The organism is Pseudomonas sp. App30 (genome assembly GCF_047947025.1).
Lineage (GTDB): Bacteria > Pseudomonadota > Gammaproteobacteria > Pseudomonadales > Pseudomonadaceae > Aquipseudomonas.
Genome location: NZ_CP133165.1, coordinates 428,807 through 453,137 on the forward strand (window position 1 = coordinate 428,807; position 24,331 = coordinate 453,137).

Consider the following 24,331-nt stretch of genomic DNA (forward strand, 5'->3'; position numbering starts at 1 on the left):
GCCAACAAACCCGCTGGCAAGCCAGCCCCCACAGACCAAGCGGTCTATTTACCGGCGGTGTAAGCCGTCGAGTACTTTTGCAACAGTTTAAGGGTCACGCCGTTGGTCCAACCGAAGCCGTCCTGCAACGCGTACTCACCCCCGCCGCCGCCCTGGCCCAACCCCGACAGGTCATACTTTTCCACCAGTTTGGACTGCACGCTGTACAGGTCCTGCACCTGGTGCAGGAAGCGCGTGCCGATCTGCGTGGCCAGGCCGGTTTCCTGGTAACGGCTCAGGCCCTGCACCGCCACCCACTGCAGTGGCGCCCAGCCATTGGGTTCGTCCCACTGCTGGCCGTTGCTGACCTGGGTAGTGGCTATGCCGCCGGGGCGCAGCAGGCCATTGCGTACCGCGGCGGCGGTGGCCTTGGCGTGGGCGTCGGAGGCAAGGCCGGTGTACAGCGGAAACAGCGCCGCCGCGGTCAGGGCTGGGCGCGGCTGCTGGGCGCGCCAGTCGTAGTCCACGTAGTAGCCGCCGGCGCTGTTCCACAGGTGCGCCTCGATGGCCACCTGGCGCTGCTGCGCGCGCTGCTCGAAGCTTTGCGTGCAGGCGCTGTCGGCGGTGGCCTGGCAGGCCTTGGCGATGGTTTTTTCCAGGTGGTACATCAGGCTGTTGAGGTCCACCGGCACAATCGAGGTGGTGCGGATGGTCGCCAGGCTCTTGCCGTCGCCCAGCCAGCGCGAGCTGAAGTCCCAGCCGCTTTCGGCGCCGGCGCGCAGGTCACGCCACACCTGCTCCTTGGGCTGGCCGGCGGCCTGCTCGGCGGTCTTCACGTCCTGCAGCCAGGACTCCTGGCGCGGCGTGGCGCTGGCGTCCCAGTAGCGGTTGAACAGGCTGCCGTCCGGCAGCTTCACCACGTGCTCGATGGCCTGGCCGGGCTTGAGCGCCTGGGCGCCCTGCATCCAGTAGGCGTATTCCTTCTGCAGTTGTGGCAGGTAGCGACCGTAGGCCTGGTCGCCTTCGATACGCGCTTCCAGGTCCACCATGTAGGCGAAGAACGGCGGCTGCGAGCGGCTCAGGTAGTAGGTGCGGTTGCCGTTGGGAATGTGGCCGTAGGTGTCGATCATGTAGGCGAAGTTGTCGACCATCTGCCGCACCTGGGCCTTGTCGCCGCTCTGCTCCAGGCCCAGCATGGTGAAGTACGAGTCCCAGTAATACATCTCGCGGAAGCGCCCGCCGGGCACCACGTAGGGCTGCGGCAGCGGCAGCAGGCTGCTGTATTGCGGCACCTCGCTGTAGCTGCGGCTGAGCACCGGCCACAGCTTGTCGATGTGTTCCTTGATCGGCGCGCCGGGTTTCGGCGCCGGGCTGTCGGCTTCGCCGGACTCGATGAAGTTGGCGCTGACGAAAGCCTTCAGGTCGAAGCCCGAGCGCTCGCGCTGGGCCAGGTAGTCAGCGCGGATACGCGCCGGGTCACGCTTGGGCAGGGCATCGACGAAGTGCTTCTGGTCGGTGAACACCTGGCCGCGCTGCACCGCCTCGAACAGCTCCGGGTAGGCCTGGTCGGGCGGCAACGCCTGGCGGTTGGCCGCATCGTTGGCGCCCCACATGGCGCCGGGCTGGGTGGAACAGGCGGCCACCAGCAGGGCGGCGCAGGTCAGGCTGGTAAAGTGCAGAGGTCGCATGGGCAGACTCCTTGTCGGGTCGTTGGCAACATGCAAGTGACCGCCCGGCGCGCGTGCAGGTTCAGTCGGATTCGACAGCCACGACCTCGGTTGCGTCCAGCCGCTGGCGTTCACCCAGGAACAACAGCACCACGGCGGCCGACACCAGAGTGATGGCCATCAGCACCCAGGTCAGCTCGGTGAAGGCGCTGGCCGCCGCCTGCACCAGCGCCGCACGGGGCACCTGGGGCAAGGCCAGCACGGCCTGGCGCAGGTCGCCGGCGCCCAGGTACTGCGCAGCGCGGGTCAGCGCCTCAGGCTGCGCCGGCGGCAACTGCCGGGCAATCAAGCCGCTGTTCACCGCCGTCACTACCGCCAGTGCAATGCCCTCGCCTGCCACCCGCGTGGTGCTGAAGATGCCCGTGGCCATGCCGGCGCGCTCCTTGGGCACCACGCTCACCGACAGGCCGTCCATCAGCCCCCACGGCAGGCCCGTGCCGACACCGATCACCAGCATCGGCGCCACCCAGGCACCGGCACCCTGCCCTGGCGCGATGCGCCCCAGCCACCACAGGCCTGCCGCGGCAATGGCCAGCCCCAGGGCGCAGATCACTCCGGCGGAGGCAAAGCGGGTCAACCACGCCGCCACGCCCGGCACCACCAGCATCGGCGCGCACAGGGCCAGCATGGCCAGGCCGGCGTCGAGTTCGCTGCGGCCCTCGATGCCGACGAAACGCAGGGGCAGCGCCACCAGCAGCACCACGAAGCAGTAGCAGGTGGCGATGGGCAGCAGCTGCACGCCGAGGAAGCGTGGGTAGCGGAACAGCGTCAGGTCCAGCATCGGCCGCGTGGCGCGACGCTGGCCGGCGCCGAACGCCGCCAGCAGCAACGCGGCCGCCGCCAGCTTCGCCAGCACCGGGGTGCTGGCCCAGCCGCTGACCGGCACCTGCATGATCGCCCAGGTCAACAGCCCCAGGGCGCTGCTGAACAGCAGCGTGGCCAGCCCATCCAGGCGCCCGGCCGCCGGGTCGCGGGACTCGCGCAAGTAGCGACGGCCCAGCACCAGGGCCAGCGCGCCGATCAGCGCGGCGCTGAAGAATACCGCGCGCCAGCCCCACTGGCTGATCAGCCAGCCCGACAGCATCGGCCCCAGCGCCAGGCCCACGCCGAAGCTGGTGCCCAGCGCACTGTAGGCACGGGTGCGCGCCGGGCCGTCGAACAGGTCCGCCAGCGCGGCCGAGCCACCCGCCAGCGCTGCGGCCGCCGCCACCCCCTGCAGGCCGCGCAGCACATCCAGCACGGCCACGCTGGGCGCCGCGCCCAGGGCCAGCGACACCAGCACATACAGGGCCACGCCGCCGACGAACAGACGCCGGCGGCCGTAGGTATCGGCCAAGGTACCGGCCGCCAGCAGCAGGCTGCCGAAGGTCAGCATGAAGGCGTTGGTGATCCACGCCAGGGCCAGCGGGCTGCCGCCCAGGTCGTGGCCGATGGCCGGGGTGGCGATGGCCCCGGCGGAGAAGCTCAGCGGCAAGATTATCCCGGCCAGGCACACGGCCAGCAGGCCGTAACGCGCAGTCGAAGGGTGGAGAGCTGTCATGGGAAACATCCTGTAGCCATTAGCGAAGGCCCGAGGATAGGATGGCGGGGATCCTGGGAAAAACAGGCCAGCCGTCCCGTCTAACCGGACAAAATGTCCGCAAAGGGTGCTTATGGAAAGCCTCAGCGGCCTGACCGCTTTCGTCCGCGCCGCCGAGCTGCGCAGCTTCGTCGCTGCCGCCCAGCGCCTGGAAATCTCCGCCTCGGCAGTGGGCAAGAGCATTGCCCGGCTGGAAGAGAGCCTGGGCGTGCGCCTGCTCAACCGCAGCACCCGGCACATCAGCCTCACCGAGGCCGGCGAGCTGTTCTACGCCCGCTGCAGCCGCGTGGTGGCGGAACTGGAAGAGGCCCAGGCCGAGCTGTCACGGCAACGCGAAGTGCCCCGCGGCCGGCTGCGCATCAGCCTGCCGGCGCTGGGCTATCGCATGCTGTTGCCGATCCTGCCGGAATTTACCCGCCGCTACCCCGAGATCGAGCTGGACCTGGACTTCAGCGACCGCATGGTCGACGTGATCGCCGAGGGCATGGACGCCGTGATCCGCAGTGGCGACGTCCTAGACTCGCGCCTGAGGGCTCGCACCCTGGGGGCCTTCCGCCTGATCCTGGTGGGCGCGCCCGGCTATTTCGCCACGCGCGGCATCCCCACCACGCCGGAACAACTGCGCGACCATGCCTGCCTGTTCTACCGCTTCCACAGCAACGGCCAGCTGCAGCCCTGGACCTTCGAGGGCCGCGCAGGCCTGCCGCCACTGGAGCTGCCGGGCACGTTGACCTTCAACAACGTCGAGGCGCTGATCGGCGCGGCCGTGGGCGGCTTGGGGGTGGCCTACCTGCCGGACTTCGCCGTGGGGCAGTACCTGCGCGACGGCAGCCTGGTGAGCATTCTCGATGAGCGCCTGGTGGCCGGCGGCACGTTTTCGCTGCTGTGGCCGGGCAGCCGGCAGCCGTTGCCCAAGCTGCGCGCGTTCATCGATTTCCTCGCCGAGCACCTGGTACTGGGCCCCTAACCGCAGCCCCGTAGCAGCAACTGTCTTGAAATGGCGTCGTCTGCATCGCGACTAAAGTCGGCTCCTACGCCGTACGTGGTAGGAGCCGGCCTTGGCCGCGATGCAGGCGACGCGGTCCATGGGGTATCCGCATTCGCGTAGCAGCTGCCGAAGGCTGCGTCCGGCGGCGGTCCTGCGTTGCTCCAGGACGCGGCCTTCAGCCGCTGCTACAGGTGCGATGTGTGCAGGATTTCGCGTAGCAGCAACCGTCTTGGAATGGCGTCGTCTGCATCGCGACTAAAGTCGGCTCCTACACTATTCGTGGTAGGAGCCGGCCTTGGCCGCGATGCAGGCGACGCGGTCCACGGGGTATCCGCATTCGCGTAGCAGCTGCCGAAGGCTGCGTCCGGCGGCGTGCCTGCTGAAACGCGTTGGCCAGGACGCAGCCTGCGGCAGCTGCTACGGGGGTCAGTGGGGTTCCTGCGCCACCCGGCAGCCCTTGCGGTTGCGAATTTCCTCGTCGGTGGGCCGCACCGGGTCAAAGCGGAACGTGCGGTCGGAGTACACCTCCAGCCAGCCCCAGTCGCAGGTGCTCTCGTCCTGCCCGGGCGCAGGCGGCCGTGCCCACCAGGGTTCGCGGCTGATCAGGGTGCGAGGGGCAGGCTTCATGGTCGATTCCTCGTGCAGATGCGTACCTGCAAGCATAGACCTCGCACATCGCCCGCAAATTCGCCACTGAAACCGGTTACAAAAAGTCTGACCAGTGGCCTTCAGTCCTGCCTGGGGATGCCGATAGCTTCCTAACGAACCCCTGAATGCGCTTCGCGTTCACGTTCGCACTGCCAAGCAAGGTGCTCTATGAAGTTGACCCTAGGAAAAAAACTGGCCCTGTCGGCCAGCGTCGCGCTGCTGTTGGTCGGCTGCAGCCTGACCGCGCTGCACTACGTGGAAAGCCGCGACAACATTGAAACCGGCATCGCCCAACAGGTAAGCAACACCGGCAAGGTGTTCGCCGCCAACGTCAATTACTGGCTGACCAGCAAGCAGATGGCCATGGCCTCGGTGGTGGCCGGCGCCAGTGACGACACGCTGCTGGCACAGCTGCAGCAGGCCAAGGTCTCCGGCGGTTTCGACAACGTGTTCCTGGCCCGCCCCGACGGCAGCCAGATCAACGCCAACGGCGCCACCCTGCCGCCCGACAACAACGACCCGCGCAAGTGGAAGTGGTACCAGCAGGCCCTGCTGGCACCGGGCGAGGTGTACTTCTCGACGCCGTCGGTGGCCGCCGCCACGCAAAGCTACGTGCTGTCCCTGGGCAAGGTGCTGGCGCGCAACGGCAGCACCCTGGGGGTGCTGGGCGCCGACGTCAGCATGGGCGAGATCCTCGGCCAGCTGAAACAGATCAAGCTGCCGGGCAACGGCTCGGCGTTCTTCGTCGACCACGACGGCATCATCCTCGGCCATAACGATAAAAACGCCCTGGACAAGCCGGTCGACAGCCTCTACCCCGCCCTCACCAGCGCCACCCTGCAGTCGCTGGCGGCCAGCGATGGCGAGAAGTTCCTGATCGATGACAAGGGCGAGCGCCTGTACGTGATGCCTATCGAACACCAGCACGAGAAGCTGGTGCTGGTGCTGGACAACGACGTGCTGCTGGCCCCGCTGCACCGCAGCCTGTGGGTGGCCCTGGGCACCCTGGTGGTGATCCTGGTGCTGTCGCTGTTGGTGGTCAACGCCCTGTGCGTGTGGCTGCTGCGCCCGCTGGGCGCCATGTCCCGTGGCCTGCAGGTGATCGCCAGCGGCGACGGCGACCTGACCCAGCGCATCGCCCAGCAGTCCGACGACGAGGTGGGCGACCTGGGCCGGCACTTCAACCAGTTCGTCGGCAGCCTGCACACCCTGATCGGCCACGTGCGCCACCAGGCCGTGGAGATCGGCCAGGAGTCCACCAGCGTGCTCAACCGCAGCAGCGACGCCGCCCAGAGCCTGGAACGCCTGCAACAGGAACTGACCCTGGTGGCCACCGCCGTCACCGAAATGGCCTCTGCCACCCAGGAAATCGCCGGCAACGCCGAACGCACCGCGGTGTCGGCACAGCAGTCGTCGGTCAGCAGCCTGAAAGGCCTGGAACTGGTGCGCAAGACCCAGGGCTCGATCGTCGACCTGTCCAGCGAAATCAGCGCTGCCACGCGGGTGGTCAACGAGCTGAGCGAGTACTCGCAGTCCATCACCAGCGTGCTCACCAGCATCCAGAGCGTGGCCGAGCAGACCAACCTGCTGGCGCTTAACGCCGCCATCGAAGCGGCCCGCGCCGGCGAGCACGGCCGTGGCTTCGCGGTGGTGGCCGACGAGGTGCGCATGCTGTCCCAGCGTACCCAGGAGTCGACCAAGTCGATCCAGGCCACGGTCAGCAACATCCAGCGCATCACCGACGACGCCGTGGAACGCATGGCCAACAGCACCGGCCTGGCCGAACGCAGCGTCGCCGACGCCCAGCAGGCCTACGCCTCGCTCGAGGAGATCACCGAGGCGGCCAGCGAGATCTCCGGCATGTCCCAGCAGATCGCCTCCGCCGCCGAGGAACAGTCCTCGGTGACCGAGGAAATCACCCGCAACGTGGTCACCATCAAGACCCTGGGCGAGGACCTGGTGGAAGGCTCGCTGGACGCCGAGAAACAGTCGCGCTCGCTGCAGGAACATGCCAGCGACCTGAACGGCAAGGTGGCGCGGTTTATTCTTTGACCGCGGCGCCTGGGGACGCGGCCTGCGGCCGCTGCTACACCCGCTTTGCGTAGCAGCTGCCGCAGGCTGCGTCCGGCCCCGACGCAATCTTTACCGCACGCAGCGCCCTTCCACCGGGTAATTAGGGTCGGTAAAGCCATGGGTCGAGGCATGCCCTGGCACCACCAGGCTGTCCACCAACTGCTCGTCGTCCGGCCCCAATTCAAGCGCCAGCGCCTGCATGTAGCTGTCCCAATGGGCCTCGGTCCGCGGCCCGGCGATGGCGGCGCTGACCAGCTGATTTTTCAACACCCAGGCAATCGCAAAGGCAATCGAGGTGGTGCCCCGCGCCGCCGCGTGGTCGGCAATGGCCTGGGCCACGCGCAACGACTCGGGGCGCCATTCGGTCTGCTGGATGCGCTTGTCGCCACGGCCCGCGCGGGAATCGGCGGCCGGCGGCGTATCAACGCCATATTTACCGCTTAATACGCCACGGGCCAGCGGGCTGTAGGGCACCACGCCAATGCCGTAGTTGCCGGCCACCGGCAGCTGCTCGACCTCGGCGCCACGGGTGACGATGTTGTACACCGGCTGGCTCACGGTAGGCCGCTGGATGCCCAGGGCGTCAGCAATGCGCACCATCTCGGCAATGCGCCAGGCGTGGAAGTTGGACACGCCGTAGTAGCGGATCTTGCCCTGGCGAATCAGGTCCTCTACCGCGCGCAGCCCCTCCTCCATCGGCGCGTCGGTGAGGGTGCGGTGGAAGTACAGGATGTCAATGAAGTCGGTGCCCATGCGCTTCAGCGCGCCTTCCACGTTCTGCATGATCCACTTACGCGACTGGCCCTGCTCGTTGGGCCCGGCGGTGGCGGACGACGGGTAGCCGAACTTGGTGGCCACCACCCAGCGGTCGCGCTGTTCGGCGATGGCCCGGCCGATGATCTGCTCGGAGCGGCCCGCGTGGTAGGCGTCAGCGGTGTCGATAAAGTTCACCCCGGCGGCAGCGGCCTTGTCGATGATGCGGCGTGAGGTGGGCTCGTCGGTCTCGCCGCCGAACATCATGGCGCCCAGGCACAGGGGCGAGACTTTCAGGGCACTGCGGCCCAGGTAGCGGTAATTCATGAATAGACCTCCTCAAGCGTTGAAACGGTGCGCCACGCAAGCCGTGGCGCGTTTGATAGCATGCTAACCAAACAACTGGTCATGATTAAGGTGGGACAACGGGATGCAGTCATGAGCCCTTCTCATGAGTCGCCGTGGGCGGGCTGCCGGCTGGCAAACACGCCGTTGACCACCGGCACCGCCGTGAATACGTTCGGCCACCCGGCGTAGAACGCCAGCTGCGTGAGCATTTCCGCGGCCTGCGGCTGGGTCAGGCCGTTGTCCATGGCGCGGTTCAGGTGGGCCGCCAATTGCCCCATCTGACCGTTGGCAATCAACGCACTGACCGTGACCAGGCTCCGATCCCGGGGGGCCAGCCCGGGCCGCAGCCACAGGTCATGGAACAGCGCCGAACCGGTGTACTGCACCAGGCCAGGCGACACCGGCCCTGCCAGCTTGTCGACATAGGCTGCCCGTGCCTGTTCAGCAGCCTGGTCCAGCGGCAGCAACGGCGGTGACACCGGCGGCAGCTGCGCAGCAGTGATCCCGCGGCTGGCGAACACCTGCCGGGCGACCGGGATCGCCGCCGTGGCGGTGCCCCAACCGCTGTAGAACGCCAGGTGGTTGATGGTCTCCGACAACTCGCCAGGCGTGACGCCGTTGTCCAGCGCCAGGTTCAACTGCAAAGCCAGCTCCGCCGGCTGGTTGCGCGCAATCAGCGCCGCCACGGTCACCAGGCTGCGGTCGCGGGGCGACAGGCCGGGGCGCCGCCACACCTCGCCCAGCAGCGCCTGGGTGTTGTGGGCGAGCGCCGGTGATACGGCGCGTACATCGTCCAGGCTGGGGCCTTGGGGCTTGTCGTGAGCGGCACAGGCCGCCAGCAACAGTGACAGGGCGGTGGCGGCCACCTTCAAGCGCTTCATCGCGAGGCCTCGTATTGCGCGTCCGTCACCGGCTCCAGCCACTCCACGGTCTTGCCGCCCTGGGCCTCCTGGACGGCGATATGGGTCATGCCGGTGGTCGCCGTGGCGCCGTGCCAATGCTTCACGCCGGGCGGCGTCCAGATCACGTCGCCGGGCTTGATCACCTGCTTCAGCCCGCCCTCCTGTTGAATCCAGCCAGTGCCGGCGGTGACCACCAGGGTCTGCCCCATGGGGTGGGTGTGCCAGGCTGAGCGGGCACCCGGCTGGAACGTCACCGCCCCCGCCGACACCGTGGACGGCGCGCGCGCCGCGAACAGCGGGTCGATGCGCGCGTTGCCGACGAAATTGCCCGGCGCGCCCATGATCGCAGGCTGCTCGCCATTCCTGACGATGCTCATGTTCTGCTCGTCGGAGTTTTCAGCGGCCAGGGCCGCCGTGCAGGTCATCATCGCGGTCAGTAACGTCAGTGCTCTCATGATTCACTCCTGCAGTATCAATGGCGGCTGGCAAACACATCCTTGAACACCGGCATGGCCGAGAACACGTTCGGCCAGCCGGCGTGGAACGCCAGCTGGGTCAGCAGTTCGCCCGCCTGGGCCTGGGTCAAGCCGTTGTCCATGGCGCGGTTGAGGTGGTAGGTCACCTGGGCCACCTGCCCGGCGCACACCAGCGCCGTCACCGTTACCAGGCTGCGGTCGCGCGGCGCCAGGGCCGGGCGCAACCACAGGTCGAGGAACAGGCAGTCGGTGGTGTGCTTGACCACGCCTGGGGCTACCGCGCCGAAGTTGGCGTTGACGGCGGTGGCGCGCTGGCGCTCGGCGGCTTCGTCCAGCGGCAGCGGCTCGCAGGCCACCGGCGGCAGGTCGGCGGCAGCCACCCCGTGCCGGGCGAACACCGCCTTGGCCGGGAGTACCGCCGCCAAGGCATTGCCCCAGCCTGCATAGAACGCCAGGTGGGTGATGACCTCGGAAATCTCCGCCGGCTTGACGCCATGCTGCAAGGCCTGGTCAAGGGCCGGTTGCAGCTGCACTGCATGGTTGCGAGCGATGGCGGCGGCCACGGTGACCAGGCTGCGGTCGCGCGGGTTGAGGTCGGTGTTGCGCCACAGCGTGCCCTGCACCAGGGTCGCGGTGAAATGGCGCAGCGCAGGCGCCACGCTTTCAAGGTCGTCCAGCGATGGCTGGCAATCGGTGTGTTGCGGGGTCATGTTCACTGCCTCTGATCAACGCATGATGAAGCCGCCGTCCACCGAGATGGACTGGCCGGTGACGTAGCTGGCGCGGCGGCTGCTGAGCCACAGCACCGCGTCGGCGATCTCTTCGGGGCGGCCGTGGCGGGCCATGGGGATGCTCTTGACCATGCCTGCCAGGGCTTCGCCCTGCCCGCTCGCCACCATCTGGTCGGCCATGGGCGTCCAGATCAGCCCCGGGCACACGGCGTTCACACGGATGTTGCGCGCCGCGTATTCCAGCGCCGCGCTCTTGGTCAGGCCGAGCACGCCGTGCTTGGCCGCGTGGTAGTTGGCGCGCTCGGCGCCGCCCACCAGGCCGCCCAGGGACGAGCAATTGACGATGCTGCCGCTGCCTTGCGCGCGCATGTGCTGCAGCTGGAACTTCATGCAGGCCCACACGCCGCGCAGGTTCACCGCCATCACCCGGTCGTAGTCCTCGACGCTGGCGTCGGCGGTTTCGGCGAGCAGGTTCTGGATGCCGGCGTTGTTGAACGCAGCGTCCAGGCGGCCCAGCTCGGCGACGGTCTGCTGGACCATCGCCTCGACCTGGGCGATGTCGGCCACGTCGCACTCGATGGCGATGGCCTTGTGGCCCGCGGCGTTCAGCTGCTCGGCGACGGCGCGGGCGGCCTCGCCGTGCCTGTCGGCCAGGGCCACGGCGGCGCCTGCCGCGGCGAACGCCTTGGCGGTGGCCAGGCCGATGCCGGAGGCCGCGCCGGTGACCAGGGCCACCTGATTGTCAAAGTCGAGCGTCATGGAAGTTACCTCTGTTGGAGTGGATCAATGAGTTGTGGCGGTGCGCAAGACCCAGGCCGCGCTGGCCACGCAGCCCACGCCGCACAGCGCCAGCACCGCGCCCATGGGCCACGGCGTGCCGTCGGCGAACAGCGCCACCAGGGCCGAGCCGAGGATGCCCGCGCCGTATTGCATGGCCCCGGCCAGGGCCGAGGCGGAGCCGGCGAACTGGCCGGCGCCATTCAGCGCACCCGCCACCGAGTTGGCCACCACGAAGCCGGTGGACGAGGCGAACAGGAAGCAGCCCAGCACCAGCAGCGGCAGCCCGCCGAAGCCCGCCCAGGTGTTGATGGCCACCAGCAGCCCGGCCACACCGGCCATCAACGCGCCGACCATCAGCAAGTGGTCGCTGTGGTAGTGCGCAAGCAGCCGGGCGTTGGCCAGGTTGGTGGCCATGACGCCGACGATGCCGGCGGCGAACAGCAGCCCGTAGAGCTGCGCGGGCACGTGGTGGTAGCCGATGTAGGCAAAGGGCGAGCCGGCGATGTAGGCGAAGGTGCCGGCGTAGAAGAACCCGCCGGTGGCGGCGTAGGCGAGAAAGCGCGCGTTGCGCAGCAGCGCGCCGTAGCGGGCGACGATCGTCCCCAGCGAGGCCGGGGCGCGGCGCAACGCCGGCAGGGTCTCGGGCAACAGCAGCAGGCTGGCCAACGTCAGCAGGCCGACCAGCACCAGCACCCAGAAAATCGCCTGCCACGAGGCCAGGTGCAGGATCTGCCCGCCCAGCGTCGGGCCGGCCAGCGGCGCGATGGCCATGATGGTCATCAGTGTCGACATCTTCTGCGCCGCCGCGCGCCCCTGGTACAGGTCGCGCACCATGGCACGGGCCAGCACCACGTTGGCACAGGCGCCCACGGCCTGCACCACGCGCCAGCCGATCATGGCGTGGCCGTCGGCGGCCAGGGCGCAGCCGGCCGAGCCGATGATGAACAGCACCAGGCCCAGCGCCACCGGCAGGCGCCGGCCGAAACGGTCGCTGAACGGCCCCCAGAACAACTGGCCCAGGCTGAAGCCGATCAGGTAGCCGCTCACGGTCAATTCCAGGGTGCCACTGTCGGCGTGCAGCGCCTGGGCCATCACCGGCATGGCCGGCAGGTAGAGGTCGGTGGAAATCGAGGCGAAGGCCAGCAGCGCGCTGAGGATCAGCAGCGTGCGCAGGCCGTGGTTGGCTGAGTCGGCAGTGGCGATGGCGGCCAATGGGCGCATGGGGGCTCCGTGGTGGTGTGGGTGCCGTGAATGCGGCTCACACTACGCAACGGACGAAGGCCTGAGTACCGGGGGAAAACGGGATGATCTGATGAGTGATACTCATCAATGCAGGCGCCGGGGCACCTGGCCGGGGTAGCCGCTGCCCGGGGCAGCGGCTACTTCGTGGGCTCAGCGGCGCTTGTACTGGCGGTACACCGGCCGCCAGAACTGCGCCTCGATGGCCGCCTTCAGGCTCGCATCATCCTGCGGCACGGCCACGCCATCGGCCTGCGCCGCCTTGGCCACGGCGAAGGCGATGCGCTGGCTGACCGTCTGCACTTCACGCAGCGCCGGCAGCATCTGCCCTTCCCGCGCGCAATCGGCCAGCGCCTGGGCCGAGGCCATCAGCATGCCGTCGGTGATGCGCGTGGCCTGGCTGACGATGGCGCCCAGGCCGACGCCGGGGAAGATGTAGGAGTTGTTGCATTGGGCGATGGGGAACACCTTGCCCAGCACCTCCACCGGCAGGAACGGGCTGCCGGTGGCCACCAGCGCCTGGCCGTGGGTCCATTGCAGGATGTCCTTGGGGTGCGCCTCGATCTGCGAGGTGGGGTTGGACAGCGGCATGACGATGGGCTGCGGGCAGCCTTGGTGCAGGGTCTCGATGATCTGCTGGGTGAACAGGCCGGCCTTGCCCGACACGCCAATCAGCACGCTGAGCCGGGCGTTGCTGACCACCTCCTGCAACGACGGCCAGTCACCGGTGTACTGCCAGCCCGCCAGGCTGTCGCTGTGGTGGGCCAGCCGCGCCTGGAAGTCGTAGAGGCCGGCCTGGCGGTCGGTGAGCAGGCCCTTGCTGTTGATCAGGAACACCTGCCGCCGGGCCTGGGCCTCGCTCACCCCTTCCAGCTGCATGGCGGCGATGATCTGCTCGGCAATGCCGCAGCCGGCGGAGCCGGCGCCGACGAACGCCACCACCTGGTCCGCCAGGCGCTGGCCCTTGACCTTGCAAGCTGCCAGCAGGGTGCCGACGGTGACGGCGGCGGTGCCCTGGATGTCATCGTTGAAACAGCACAGCTGGTCGCGGAAACGGTCCAGCAGCGGCATGGCCTGGGCCAGCGCGAAGTCCTCGAACTGCACGATCGCCTTGGGCCAGCGGCGCTTCACGCCGTCGATGAAGGCCTGGACGAAATCGTCATAGGCCTGGCCGCGCACCCGCTCGTGGCGCAGGCCGAAGTACAGCGGGTCGGCCAGGCGCTCGGGGTTGTTGGTGCCCACATCCAGCACCACCGGCAGGGTGTGCGCCGGGCTGATGCCACCGCAGGCGGTGTACAGCGACAGCTTGCCGATGGGAATGCCCATGCCGCCGACGCCCTGGTCACCCAGGCCGAGGATGCGCTCGCAGTCGCTGACCACGATGACCTTGACGTTGTCCTTGGTGACGTTGTTGAGGATCTCATCGATGCGCTGGGCGTCGTCGATGCTGATGAACAGGCCGCGGTGGCTGCGGTAGATGCGCGAGAACTCCTGGCACGCCTTGCCCACCGTGGGCGTGTAGATGATCGGCAGCATGCGGTCCAGGTGGTCGTCCACCAGCTTGTAGAACAGGGTCTCGTTGAAGTCCTGGATGGAGCGCAGCAGCACGTGCTTTTCAAGGTCGGTGGAGCACCCCTCGAACTGCGCGAAGGCGCGGCGCGCCTGCTCGTCGATGGTCTCGACCTGGGCGGGCAGCAGGCCCTGCAAGCCCAGCTCGGCGCGCTCCTGCGCGGTGAAGGCGGTGCCCTTGTTGAGCAGCGGCGTACCCAAAAGCGTGGGGCCGGCGAACGGCACCAGCAACGGGCGTCTGGCGTGATCGGTCATGGTGAGCACTCCTTCTAAGGCAGGTGTGAAAAATGGCTGTGCAGCACCATAAGGTAGTCGATCTGGCGAACGCTGCTACCCAACCCCCCGTAGCAGCTGCCGCAGGCGGCGTCCGGGCCCACCACAGTGTGCCAGGAAAAGCGCGGCGCCCTGGACGCGGCCTACGGCCGCTGCTACAGCCCCCCGTAGCAGCTGCCGCAGGCGGCGTCCGGAGCCACCGCGGTGTGCCAGGAAAAGCGCGGCGCCCTGGACGCGGCCTGCGGCCGCTGCTACGGAAGCCCTCAGCTGCCGCAGGCGGCGTCATTGCGCTACAGTCAAACCTCGCCCCTGCGGACACCTGCGCATGTACAGTTCCTTCCTCGCCGTCGCCATCGGCGGCGCCATTGGCTGCCTGGGCCGATGGCTGCTGGCAATCAAGCTCAACGGGCTGTTCCCCAACCTGCCCCTGGGCACCTTGCTGGTAAACCTTGTCGGCGGCTTCATCATCGGCATGGCCATGGCCTTGTTCATGCGCGCCCCCAACCTCGACCCTGCGTTGAAACTGCTGATCACCACAGGCTTTTGCGGCGGCCTGACGACCTTTTCAACCTTCTCGGCCGAAGTGCTGTTCATGCTCCAGGAAGGCCGCCTGGGGTGGGCGGCGGCGACCGTCAGCGCCCACGTGCTGGGGTCGCTGCTGATGACGTTCCTGGGCTACGGGCTGGTGGCACGGTTGGCCTAGCTTGCCTGCCTAGCTGCAACGGCTCACCCTGCACCTGGGCGTGCGAACGCCATCCCACCTGTCAAATTGTTTAGGCGCCGGCGAAATCGTTGAAAGGCCCCCGGCCGCATTCTCTCTTCACCGGGCCACAACGGCCCGCCAAATACAGTGGAGAGAATCATGAAAATCTTGAAAATGCTGGTACTGGCAGGTCTGATGGGTAGTTCGGTTGCAGCCATGGCCGAAGGCGGCGGTGACATCGTCGCGGCCCGCATGGATGCCGCGCGTGACCACGCCATGGCGCATTACGAGCAAGTGCAGGACCAACAGCGCGCCGTGGCCGCTGCCCACGACCAGGCGCAACAGCAACAGGCGCCGCAATCGGCCAAGTCGGGCAGCTGATGGTGCCTGCCCGCACTGCAACGCCCCCTGGGGCCAGTACGTTCCAGGGGGCGGACGTCGTCCGGTCAGGCGGCCGGCTTGAGCACTACCTTGGTCCAGCCCTGGTCCCGCGCATCGAAATGCCCATAGGCGGCAGGCCCATCGGCCAAGGGGAGCCGATGCGAAATGATCTGCGACGGTGATGCGCGGCCATGGTGGATCAGCTCCGCCAACCGACGGTTGTAGGCCTTGACGTTGGCCTGGCCCGTGCGAATCTGCTGCCCCTTGAACCAGAACGCGCCGAAGTCGAAGGCCATCTTGCCTTCCTTCGCCAATTCGCTCTTGGCGCCGGGGTCCTGTGGCACGAACACCCCTACCACGCCGATGCCGCCCGTGGCTTTGGTGGAGGCCACCAGGTTGTTCATGGTCAGGTGGTTGGCCTCGTGGCCGTGACGATCACAACACTGGTAGCCCACGCATTCGCAACCGCGGTCGGTGCCTTTGCCATGGGTGAGGTTGAGAATCTGGTCGACCGCTGCCTGTTCCAGCGCATTGATGGGGGTGGCGCCCATCTGCGCGGCCAACTGCAGGCGGTCGGGGTGGCTGTCGACCACGAACACCTGGGACGCGCCCTTGATCAGCGCCGAATGGGCGGCCATCAATCCCACCGGGCCGGCGCCGTAAATGGCGATGCTTTCGCCCGGCAGCAGGCCGGCCAATTCGGTGGCGTGCCAGCCAGTGGGAAAGATGTCGGACAGCATCACGTAGTCGTCCTCACGCTCCTGGGCGTCCTCGGGTAGCACCAGGCAGTTGAAGTCGGCGTACGGCACGCGCAGCAGTTCGGCCTGGCCACCCTGGTACGGGCCCATCTCGGCAAAGCCGTACGCTGCGCCGGCGTTGCCGGGGTTGGCAGTGAGGCAGAAGCCGGTGAGGCCTTTCTCGCAGTTCTCGCAGAAGCCGCAGCCGATGTTGAACGGCAGGCACACGCGGTCGCCGACCTTGATGCGGTCCACGCCCTGCCCCACCTCGATCACCTCGCCGAGGTTCTCGTGGCCGAACACCCGGCCGGTCTCGAACGAGGTGCGGCCTTCGTACATGTGCAGGTCAGAGCCGCAGATGTTGGTGGTGGTGATACGCACCAGGGCGTCGGTGGCTTTCTCAATACGGGCATCAGGGACGTTTTGCACGCTGACGTCGCGTGGGCCGTTGTAGACGATGGCTTTCATGGTGTTCTCCGTTGGCATGGCTGAACAATTGACTCGCTTACGGGAATCAGGCCAACGCGGCACGGCCATCGTTTCAATGGATCACGCCAGCAGCAGACGAAAGGCGGCGTCCGGCAGCCCCGCCTATCCCAGCCACACCGCTCGTCGCGCCAATCCACGATCCAACTCAACCTTCACCTTCGCGCCGGTATCTCAACCACAGGCCTGTTCAATCATCAGGAGAGCCGAACATGCGCGACTACCCCAAACCGCCCTTCCCCCGCCAACCCCAGGCCGTGCCCGGTTCACAACGGCAGATGGACCCCACGCCCGACTGCGGCGAGCAGAGCTACAAGGGCAGCGGCAGGCTGGTGGGCAAGATCGCCCTGGTGACCGGTGCCGACAGCGGCATCGGCCGCGCCGTGGCCATCGCTTTTGCCCGGGAAGGCGCAGACGTCGCCGTGGCCTATCTGGATGAACACGAAGACGCCCACGAGACTGCGCGCTGGGTCGAAGCCGCAGGCCGGCAATGCCTGCTGCTGCCCGGTGACCTGGCGCAGAAAAGCGTGTGCCGGCAATTGGTCGATGACACCGTGGCGCGCTTCGGCCGCATCGACGTGCTGGTGAACAACGCGGCCTTCCAGATGACCCACGAGCGCTTCGAAGACATCACCGACGACGAATGGCTGAAGACCTTCGATATCAACATCACCGCCATGTTTCGCCTGTGCCAGGCCGCCGTGCCACACATGGCGGCGGGCAGCGCGATCATCAACACCAGCTCGGTGAATTCCGACACGCCCAAGCCCACCCTGCTGGCCTACGCGACCACCAAGGGCGCCATCGCCAACTTCAGCGCCGGCCTGGCGCAACTGCTGGGCGAGCGCGGGATACGGGTCAACAGCGTGGCACCGGGGCCGATCTGGACGCCGCTGATCGTCGCCACCATGCCCGATGAGGAAGTCACCCAATTCGGTGCGCAGACGCCGCTGGGCCGCCCTGGCCAGCCGGTGGAAGTGGCGCCGATCTACGTGCTGCTGGCCTCGGACGAGGGCAGCTACATCTCCGGCACCCGCTATGGGGTCACCGGCGGCAAGCCGATTCTGTGACCCCCTGTTCACAAAGGAGCAAACCTGATGAGCCAGCCCAAAGACACCCGACCTGACGCCACCGCCACGCAACCGCCCGGCGAAGTGGAGCGCGACAACGACGCCCACCGTTCCAGCAAGCCTGGCCAGCCCAACCGCGAGTCCACGGCCCAGTCCACGGCGCAGAAGGCCCAGCCGAAACCGCGCCCGTAACCGCGTGGGGCCCTGACGCCGCCTGGCGGCAGCTGCTACAAGGGCGCCTGCCTCGCCGATCGCGAGGCAGGCGATGCATACCCCGTAGCAGCGGCCGCAGGCGCCGCGCTTGTCCCGTCAGGCGCTTCGACACATCAGTTGATACCCCACGCCATGCAGGGTGTGGATCAGCGGCGTATAGCACGGCTTGTCCACCGCACGGCGCAGCAGGTGGACATTGCTTCTCAACGTATCACTGCTGCGCGGCGCGCCTTCCCAGACCGCGTCCAGCATCTCTTGCCGGGACACCACGGCGGGGCTCTTGCGCATCAACAGCTCCAGCAGGTGCAGCGAGGTGGGGTTGAGGTCTATGGCCTGCTCGCCGCGCTTGACGTGCAAGGTGTCCAGGTCGTACGTCAGGTCGTGGACCTCCAGCACCCGGGTGTGCAGGCGCGCCATGCGCCGGGTGATGGCTGTCAGGCGTGCCACCAGCTCGCTGGGCTCCAGTGGCCCGGCCAGGTAATCGTCCGCGCCCAACTTGAAGCCGCGCAGCACCTCGCCCAGGTCCCGGGCCTGGGCAACGATGACGAACGGCAGATGCGCGCGCCCCGCTCCTCGCAGCCGCTCGCAGGCCTGGTAGCCGTCTATGCCGGGCAGTTGCGCGTTGAACACCAGCGCATCGTAGGGCTGGGTCACCGCCAGGTGCAGCCCGGTCAGCCCGTCGCCCACGCAGGTGGCCTGGTGGCCGTGCAGGCGCAGGTAATTGCCGATGGTGAGTCGTGTCTGTGTGTCGTGTTCTGCAATCAATACGTGCATCCGTGCCCCTCCCTTGATCACCCCCGCAGGCTTTGAACAATCCCTCCTGCGATCGGTTTGTCGACAAAACATTGCCGTTCCTGACTACCTTCGAAGCCTAGCACAACGCCATTGACGCTTTGCACCCTGCCACCGCTGCCCCGATCCAAATAAAAAACCGCGCGGAGACAAGGACTTATCACCTGTCAAAAAGTTTACCCAGCGGCGAACTCGGCGCCATTGACGCTCGTTCAGGATGCCCGGCAGCGATCCCAATAAAGCGAACGACACCTTATGCATCGGACCCTGCCCGCCCTCACCCGCGCGGCCCTGCTCACCGCGGCGGGCTGCCTGCTGTCGGCCTGCGCCGTGTACCACGCAAGTCCCCTGGGGGCCGGCGACGACCACCCCACCCTGCCCGCCAGCTCCACCCGCGTGGAGGTCGACGCCCACGCCCTGGGCCTGCCACCCCTGCCCGCGCACCGTTTCGCCGCCGCCCAGGGCCTGGACATGACCGACATCGCCACCCTGGCCGTGCTCAACAACCCGGACCTGAAGCTGGCCCGCAGCGACCTGGCCATCGCCAAGGCCCAGGCGTTCGACGCCGGCCTGCTGCCCGACCCGCAGCTCACGGCAATCCAGGACTGGACCCGGCCGCACATCAGCGGCGCCTCCTCGGACTACACCGCCGGCCTGAGCATCGACGTGATGAAGATCATCACCCGCGGCGCCAACAAGGCCGCCGCCGACGCCACGGTGCGCAAGACCGACCTGGGCATGCTGTGGCAGGAATGGCAGCTGGTGGCCCAGGCGCGCATCCTGTTCCTCAAGGCGCAGCTGCAGGACACCACCGTACCGCTGCTGACCCGCCAGCGTGACCTGAACCTGGCCCGCTTGCAGGCCATGAGCCAGGGCGCCCGTCAGCGCGACATCACCGGCGACGCCCTGGGCGTGGCGCAGCTGGCGTACCAGGACAGCCAGACCGCCCTGGCCGACGCCCAGCGCGCCGCCTCCCAGACCCGCCACGACCTCAACGCCCTGCTGGGCCTGGCGCCCGACGTCCAGCTCAAGCTGCTGCCCCGCGAGCCCCTGGGCGACGCCGCCTTTGCCCAGGCGATCGCCGCCAGCATCGCCCTGACCCACCAGGACCTGGGCCAACTGGCCAGCCGCCGGCCCGACCTGCTGGCCCTGAAGCAAGGCTACCTGGCTCAGGAAAACAAGTACCGTGCCGCCGTGCTCAACCAGTTCCCCACCTTCCAGTTCGGCGTGCAGCAGGCCCGCGACACCTCCTACGTGAAAACCCAGGGCTACACCCTGACCCTGTCGCTGCCGGTGTTCAACCGCAACCGCGGGGTGATCGCCATCGAGAAGGCCACCCGCGAGCGCCTGCACGTGGAGTACTTCAACCGAGTCAACAGCGCCTACGCCGACGTCGACCGCCTGCGCGCCGATATCCAGCTGCTGGCTGCGCAGGTCGACACCCTGCAACACGCCCTGCCCGACCTCGACAGCCTGGCGGCCGCCACCGAGCGGGCCTATGCCCTGCACGCAGTGACCATCGGCACCTACACCGACACGCAGAACTCGCTGCTGGCCCGCGACATCGCCGTGGCCACCACCCAGGAGGCCCTGGCCGAACAGCGCGTGGCCCTGCAGGCGCTGATGGGCGCCGACATTCCTCAACCCTATGCCAGCAAGCACCTGGCCGTTGGAGTAACCGCACCATGACGCTTCGCCCCCTCGGCCCCCTGACCGTGGCCGTGCTGTCGCTGGCCATCCTGCAAGCCCGCGCCGCTGATGAACCGGTGGCCACGGTGCAGGCCGTGCGTACCCAGCAAGGGCCGGTCAGCTCGCTGCTGCGCGGCTACGGCGTGGTCGGCACCACCGCCTCGCTCACCCAGTCCATCAGCCTGCCTTACCTGGCCCGCGTCACCCGCCTGCGGGTCAGCCCCGGCCAGGTGGTGCACCAGCACGACCCGCTGCTGGAAATAAGCGCCGACCCCGCCGCCGTGCTGGCCTCGGCCCAGGCGCGCACCGCGGTGAATGACGCCCGCGCCGAACAGGCGCGGGTCAAGGCGCAGTTCGACCTGCGCCTGGCCACCGCCTCGCAACTGGCGGTGGCGCAGAAGGCCGTGGCCGATGCCCAGCAGGCGCTGGACGCACAACAGGCCACCGGCGCCCGCCCCGGCACCCAGGTGATCACCGCGCCCCGCGACGGCACCGTGCTGCAGATCAGCGCCGCCCAGGGCGACCAGGTGGCCGCCGGCACCGCGCTGATGCTGCTCAGCCAGCCGTCCGGGCCCGGCGCCCAGGCCAACTTCTATTTCGGCATCGAGCCGGCCGACGCCGCGCAGCTGCACCAGGGCGACTCCCTCACCGTCACGGCCGTGGCCAGCAACCTGGCCGCCAGCGCCCAGGGTTCGGTGACCAGCCTGGGGCACTCGATCGACGCCACCAGCCAGCTGGTGACGATAGGCGCCAACGTCGCCCTGCAGGACGCCACCCTGATGCCCGGCATGCACGTCAGCGTCGAGGTGCGCACCCAACCCAAAACCTTGTGGCAAGTGCCCGCCGCCGCCCTGTTGGGCCAGCCGGACACCTACCTGTTCCAGATCGCCCAGGGCCATGCCCGGCGGGTGGCGGTCAAGGTGCTGGCCGACGACGGCCAGCAACTGGGCGTCGACGGTGCGCTGGACGCCAGCCAACCGGTGGTCACCGTCGGCAGCGCGCAGCTGGCCGATGGCATGGCCGTGCAATTGGACACCTCCGCCACAGGGGCAGCCGCGCAGTGACCTCGCCTATCGATAACGCGCGCCAACCCTGGATGCAACGGCACACCCGCTCGCTGTTGTTCATGATCGCCCTGCTGGTGGTGGTGGGCGTGCTCAGCGCCCTGCAGCTGCCGACGTCACTCTTCCCCGACATCCAGTTCCCCCGGGCCCAGGTGTCGCTGGACAACGGCGACCGCCCCGCCGAGCAGATGGCCACCCTGGTGACCATGCCCGCCGAAGAAGCCCTGCGCAAAGTGCCCAACGTGCGCGGGGTGGAGTCCACCACCAGCCGTGGCGCCGCCGACATCTCGGTGAACTTCGACTGGGGCACCGACATGTACCAGGCCACCCTGCAGCTGCAGACGGCCTTGACCGAGGCCGCCTCGCAGCTGCCGCCGGGTACCAACTTCACGGTGCGGCGCATGGACCCCACGGTGTTCCCGGTGATCGCCTACAGCCTGACCTCGAAAAACCAGTCGCTGGCCGCCTTGCACGACCTGGCCCAACTGCAACTGCGGCCGCTGTTGTCGTCCATCGAGGGCGTGGCCAAGGTGGATGTGGCCGGCGGCGAGCAGGATGAAATCGAAGTAGAGATCGACCCGCTCGCCCTGGCGGCCCACCACCTGAGCCCGGCGGACGTTACCAGGGCCATTGCCGCCAGCAACACCCTGACAGCCGCCGGCCGCATCGAAAGCCGCTACAAGCTGTACCTGCTGGTGGCCAACGCACAGCTGACCAACCTTGCCGCCGTGCAGAACGTGATTGTCGCCGGCGCCGGCACGCCGACGCCCATTCGCCTGGGCCAGGTGGCCAAGGTCAGCCTGGGCGCCACCCCGCAATGGGTGCGGGTGACCGCGGACGGCACCGACGCGGTGCTCATCAACGTCTACCAGCAGCCTGGCGCCAACAGCGTGACCATGGCCCGGCAGGTGCGCGACACCCTCGACGCGGCCAAGGCCCAACTGCCGCCCGGGGTCACCATCGCCAACTGGTACGACCAGAGCGAGTTGGTGGTGGCGTCCCAGGGCAGCGTGCGCGACGCCATCCTGATCGGCGTGGTGCTGGCGGCGCTGACCCTGCTGGTGTTCCTGCGCAACTGGAAAATCACTGTCATCGCCATCGCCCTGGTGCCCACGGTGATGGCGCCGGTGATCCTGCTGCTGAAGCTGTTCGGCATGGGCTTCAACATCATGACCCTGGGCGGCATGGCGGCCGCGGTGGGCCTGGTGATCGACGATGGCATCGTGATGATCGAGCACATCATGCGTCGGGTGCGCGAAGGTGGCCGCAGCGCGTTCGAGGGCAGCGTGATGCGCGCCGCCCAGGAATTCACCCGGCCGCTGGTGGGCTCGTCCAGCGCCACCATCGTGATTTTCATTCCGCTGGCGTTCCTCAGCGGGGTCACCGGGGCGTTCTTCAAGGCGCTGTCGATCACCATGGCCAGCGCCCTGCTGATCTCCTTCCTGTTCACCTGGCTGGCGGTGCCGCTGGTGTGCAACAAATGGCTCACGGCCAGGGACGCCGAAGAGAAGGAAGGCCGCCTGGCCCATGCCGTGCAGCAGCGCTACCAGCGCCTGCTGGCGCGGGTGTCGGCGCGGCCCTGGTGGCTGCTGGTGGGTATCGTGCCGCTGGTGCTGGTGTCGCTGCTGGCGTTCGCGCGGGTGGGCAGTGGCTTCATGCCGGCCATGGACGAAGGCGGCTTCGTCCTCGACTACCACTCCACCCCCGGCACCTCGGTGTCGGAAACCGACCGCATGGTGCGCCAGGTGGAGACCATCCTGCGCCACAACCCCAACGTGCTGACCTGGTCGCGGCGCACCGGTGCCGGCCTGGGCGGCGGCCTCAGCGAGCCGAACAAGGGCGATTTCTTCGTGCGGCTGAAGGCCGGCGATCGCCAGCCGATCGACGTGGTGATGACCCAGGTGCGCGCCGAGGTCGAACACAGCGTGCCGGGGCTGACCATTGAGCTGGCGCAGTTGATGGAAGACCTGATCGGCGACCTGACTGCCGTGCCGCAGCCCATCCAGGTCAAGCTGTACGGCGACGACCCCGACCAGCTGGCGCACACCGCCCAGGCGGTGGCCCAGGCCATGGCCAAGGTGCAGGGTGTGGTGGACGTCAACGACGGCCTCAACCCGGCCGGCGACTCGCTGGAGTTGCAGGTGTCGCCCCAGGCCGCGGCGGCCGAGGGCGTCGACCCGCAGTTCGTCTCCCAGGCCGTGACCGAACTGGTGCAGGGCGTGGTCGCTACCAGCTTCACCCAGGGCAGCAAGACCGTGGGCATCCGCGTGCGCACCGCTGGCGCCATGGCCCTGGACGAGCAGCAACTGGCCAACCTGCAACTGCGCGCCCCGGACGGCCACCTGTTTCCGCTCAAGCGCGTGGCGCAGTTGGTGCCGGTGGTGGGTGAAAAGGAGATCTCGCGGGACAACCTGCGCCGGGTGGTCAGCGTGACTGCGCGCCTGGAGAACCGCGACCTGGGCTCCACCGTGGCCGACGTGCAGAAGCTGCTGGGCCAGCAGCACACCCTGCCCCGTGGCGTGACCTATGAGATGGGCGGCCTGTTCCAACAGCAGCAGATCGCCTTCCACGGCCTGATGCTGGTGTTCGGCGCCGCCACCGCGCTGGTGTTCGCCTTGCTGCTGTGGCTGTATGAGAGCTTCCTGATTGCCCTGGCGGTGATGCTGATGCCGCTGCTGGCGGCCGGCGCGGTGTTCATCGGCCTGTGGCTGACCGGCATCGAGCTGAACATCTCGGCGATGATGGGCATGACCATGATCATCGGCATCGTCACCGAGGTGGCCATTTTCTATATCTCGGAGCTGCAGACGCTGATGAAGGACGAGGGCCTGCCGCTGCACCAGGCCCTGCTGGAAGCCGGCGCCAACCGCCTGCGGCCGATCGCCATGACCACCATTGCCGCGACCCTGGCCCTGCTGCCGCTGGCGATTGCCCTGGGGGCTGGCTCGGCCATGCAGCAGCCGCTGGCCATCGCCATCATCTCCGGGCTGGTGGTGCAGATGCCGCTGGTGCTGGTGGCGTTGCCGGCGTTGCTGCGGTTGTTGCTGCCGCCCGAGCAACGCCTGTAACGCAACCTGCGGCAACTGCTACATCCTGTGGGAGCTGGCTTGCCAGCGAGCTGTTGGGGCCAT

At 68.0% G+C, this 24,331-nt stretch carries 21 protein-coding genes; 9 read left to right on the forward strand and 12 right to left on the reverse strand.

Features of this window, described 5'->3' with window-relative positions; all coding sequences use genetic code 11:
* Positions 1-44 precede the first annotated feature (44 nt).
* Both treA and RAM80_RS01925 read right to left on the reverse strand, forming a co-directional pair.
* Positions 45-1,667: an alpha,alpha-trehalase TreA gene (treA, locus tag RAM80_RS01920; RefSeq protein ID WP_416424545.1), complete on the reverse strand. Its 1,623-nt coding sequence runs from the start codon at positions 1,665-1,667 to the stop codon at positions 45-47.
* A 61-nt stretch (positions 1,668-1,728) separates the two neighbouring features.
* Complete coding sequence (locus RAM80_RS01925) at positions 1,729-3,255, reverse strand: MFS transporter (RefSeq protein ID WP_416424546.1); 1,527 nt, start codon at positions 3,253-3,255, stop codon at positions 1,729-1,731.
* A 103-nt stretch (positions 3,256-3,358) separates the two neighbouring features.
* Here RAM80_RS01925 and RAM80_RS01930 point away from each other — a divergent pair, with 103 nt between their 5' ends.
* Positions 3,359-4,252 (forward strand): LysR family transcriptional regulator, encoded by an 894-nt coding sequence (locus RAM80_RS01930; RefSeq protein ID WP_416424547.1) that lies wholly within the window; start codon positions 3,359-3,361, stop codon positions 4,250-4,252.
* Between the two features lie 447 nt (positions 4,253-4,699).
* Here RAM80_RS01930 and RAM80_RS01935 read toward each other — a convergent pair whose 3' ends face one another.
* Positions 4,700-4,900, reverse strand: a complete 201-nt coding sequence (locus RAM80_RS01935) for a hypothetical protein (protein ID WP_416424548.1) — start codon at positions 4,898-4,900, stop codon at positions 4,700-4,702.
* 189 nt (positions 4,901-5,089) lie between these two features.
* On the opposite strand from RAM80_RS01935, the gene RAM80_RS01940 reads away from it, so the two are divergent.
* Positions 5,090-6,973 (forward strand): methyl-accepting chemotaxis protein, encoded by a 1,884-nt coding sequence (locus tag RAM80_RS01940; RefSeq protein WP_416424549.1) that lies wholly within the window; start codon positions 5,090-5,092, stop codon positions 6,971-6,973.
* Positions 6,974-7,063: 90 nt separating this feature from the next.
* Here RAM80_RS01940 and RAM80_RS01945 read toward each other — a convergent pair whose 3' ends face one another.
* The 7 genes from RAM80_RS01945 to RAM80_RS01975 form a co-directional block, all read right to left on the reverse strand.
* Positions 7,064-8,074, reverse strand: a complete 1,011-nt coding sequence (locus RAM80_RS01945; RefSeq protein ID WP_416424550.1) for an aldo/keto reductase — start codon at positions 8,072-8,074, stop codon at positions 7,064-7,066.
* Positions 8,075-8,196: 122 nt separating this feature from the next.
* Positions 8,197-8,976 carry a carboxymuconolactone decarboxylase family protein gene (locus RAM80_RS01950; RefSeq protein WP_416424551.1) on the reverse strand — a complete coding sequence of 260 codons (780 nt, stop codon included), beginning with the start codon at positions 8,974-8,976 and terminating at the stop codon, positions 8,197-8,199.
* Entirely contained in the window at positions 8,973-9,452 is a 480-nt protein-coding gene (locus RAM80_RS01955; RefSeq protein ID WP_416424552.1) for a cupin domain-containing protein, read from the reverse strand. Before RAM80_RS01955 ends, RAM80_RS01950 begins: the two co-directional genes overlap by 4 nt.
* 17 nt (positions 9,453-9,469) lie before the next feature.
* Complete coding sequence (locus tag RAM80_RS01960) at positions 9,470-10,183, reverse strand: carboxymuconolactone decarboxylase family protein (RefSeq protein WP_416424553.1); 714 nt, start codon at positions 10,181-10,183, stop codon at positions 9,470-9,472.
* 15 nt (positions 10,184-10,198) lie between these two features.
* Entirely contained in the window at positions 10,199-10,963 is a 765-nt protein-coding gene (locus RAM80_RS01965) for an SDR family NAD(P)-dependent oxidoreductase (RefSeq protein ID WP_416424554.1), read from the reverse strand.
* Between the two features lie 24 nt (positions 10,964-10,987).
* Complete coding sequence (locus RAM80_RS01970) at positions 10,988-12,205, reverse strand: multidrug effflux MFS transporter (protein ID WP_416424555.1); 1,218 nt, start codon at positions 12,203-12,205, stop codon at positions 10,988-10,990.
* Between the two features lie 171 nt (positions 12,206-12,376).
* On the reverse strand, positions 12,377-14,047 hold the full coding sequence (locus tag RAM80_RS01975; RefSeq protein WP_416424556.1) for an NAD-dependent malic enzyme: 1,671 nt from the start codon (positions 14,045-14,047) through the stop codon (positions 12,377-12,379).
* 343 nt (positions 14,048-14,390) lie between these two features.
* Between RAM80_RS01975 and crcB the strand changes: the two genes are divergently transcribed.
* Together crcB and RAM80_RS01985 are read left to right on the forward strand one after the other, a co-directional pair.
* Entirely contained in the window at positions 14,391-14,768 is a 378-nt protein-coding gene (gene crcB, locus RAM80_RS01980; RefSeq protein WP_416424557.1) for a fluoride efflux transporter CrcB, read from the forward strand.
* Positions 14,769-14,927: 159 nt separating this feature from the next.
* A complete protein-coding gene (locus tag RAM80_RS01985; RefSeq protein ID WP_416424558.1) occupies positions 14,928-15,149 on the forward strand; it encodes a co-regulatory protein PtrA N-terminal domain-containing protein in 222 nt (73 codons plus the stop codon).
* A 65-nt stretch (positions 15,150-15,214) separates the two neighbouring features.
* Here RAM80_RS01985 and RAM80_RS01990 read toward each other — a convergent pair whose 3' ends face one another.
* Positions 15,215-16,354, reverse strand: coding sequence for a glutathione-independent formaldehyde dehydrogenase (locus RAM80_RS01990; RefSeq protein WP_416424559.1), 1,140 nt, complete (start codon positions 16,352-16,354; stop codon positions 15,215-15,217).
* 230 nt (positions 16,355-16,584) lie between these two features.
* Here RAM80_RS01990 and RAM80_RS01995 point away from each other — a divergent pair, with 230 nt between their 5' ends.
* Complete coding sequence (locus tag RAM80_RS01995) at positions 16,585-17,442, forward strand: SDR family oxidoreductase (protein ID WP_416424560.1); 858 nt, start codon at positions 16,585-16,587, stop codon at positions 17,440-17,442.
* 27 nt (positions 17,443-17,469) lie between these two features.
* Positions 17,470-17,634, forward strand: a complete 165-nt coding sequence (locus RAM80_RS02000) for a hypothetical protein (protein WP_416424561.1) — start codon at positions 17,470-17,472, stop codon at positions 17,632-17,634.
* A gap of 117 nt (positions 17,635-17,751) precedes the next feature.
* On the opposite strand, the gene RAM80_RS02005 is transcribed toward RAM80_RS02000, so the two are convergent.
* Entirely contained in the window at positions 17,752-18,429 is a 678-nt protein-coding gene (locus tag RAM80_RS02005) for a response regulator transcription factor (protein WP_416424562.1), read from the reverse strand.
* Positions 18,430-18,702: 273 nt separating this feature from the next.
* Here RAM80_RS02005 and RAM80_RS02010 point away from each other — a divergent pair, with 273 nt between their 5' ends.
* From RAM80_RS02010 to RAM80_RS02020, 3 genes are read left to right on the forward strand one after another with little or no spacing between them, the layout of a single operon-like run.
* A complete protein-coding gene (locus RAM80_RS02010; RefSeq protein ID WP_416424563.1) occupies positions 18,703-20,136 on the forward strand; it encodes a TolC family protein in 1,434 nt (477 codons plus the stop codon).
* The gene (locus tag RAM80_RS02015) at positions 20,133-21,200 is read left to right on the forward strand and encodes an efflux RND transporter periplasmic adaptor subunit (RefSeq protein ID WP_416424564.1); all 1,068 of its coding nucleotides are present in this window, start codon (positions 20,133-20,135) and stop codon (positions 21,198-21,200) included. The genes RAM80_RS02010 and RAM80_RS02015 overlap by 4 nt, the downstream gene beginning before the upstream one ends.
* The gene (locus RAM80_RS02020) at positions 21,197-24,268 is read left to right on the forward strand and encodes an efflux RND transporter permease subunit (protein ID WP_416424565.1); all 3,072 of its coding nucleotides are present in this window, start codon (positions 21,197-21,199) and stop codon (positions 24,266-24,268) included. The genes RAM80_RS02015 and RAM80_RS02020 overlap by 4 nt, the downstream gene beginning before the upstream one ends.
* The last annotated feature ends 63 nt before the right edge of the window (positions 24,269-24,331 follow it).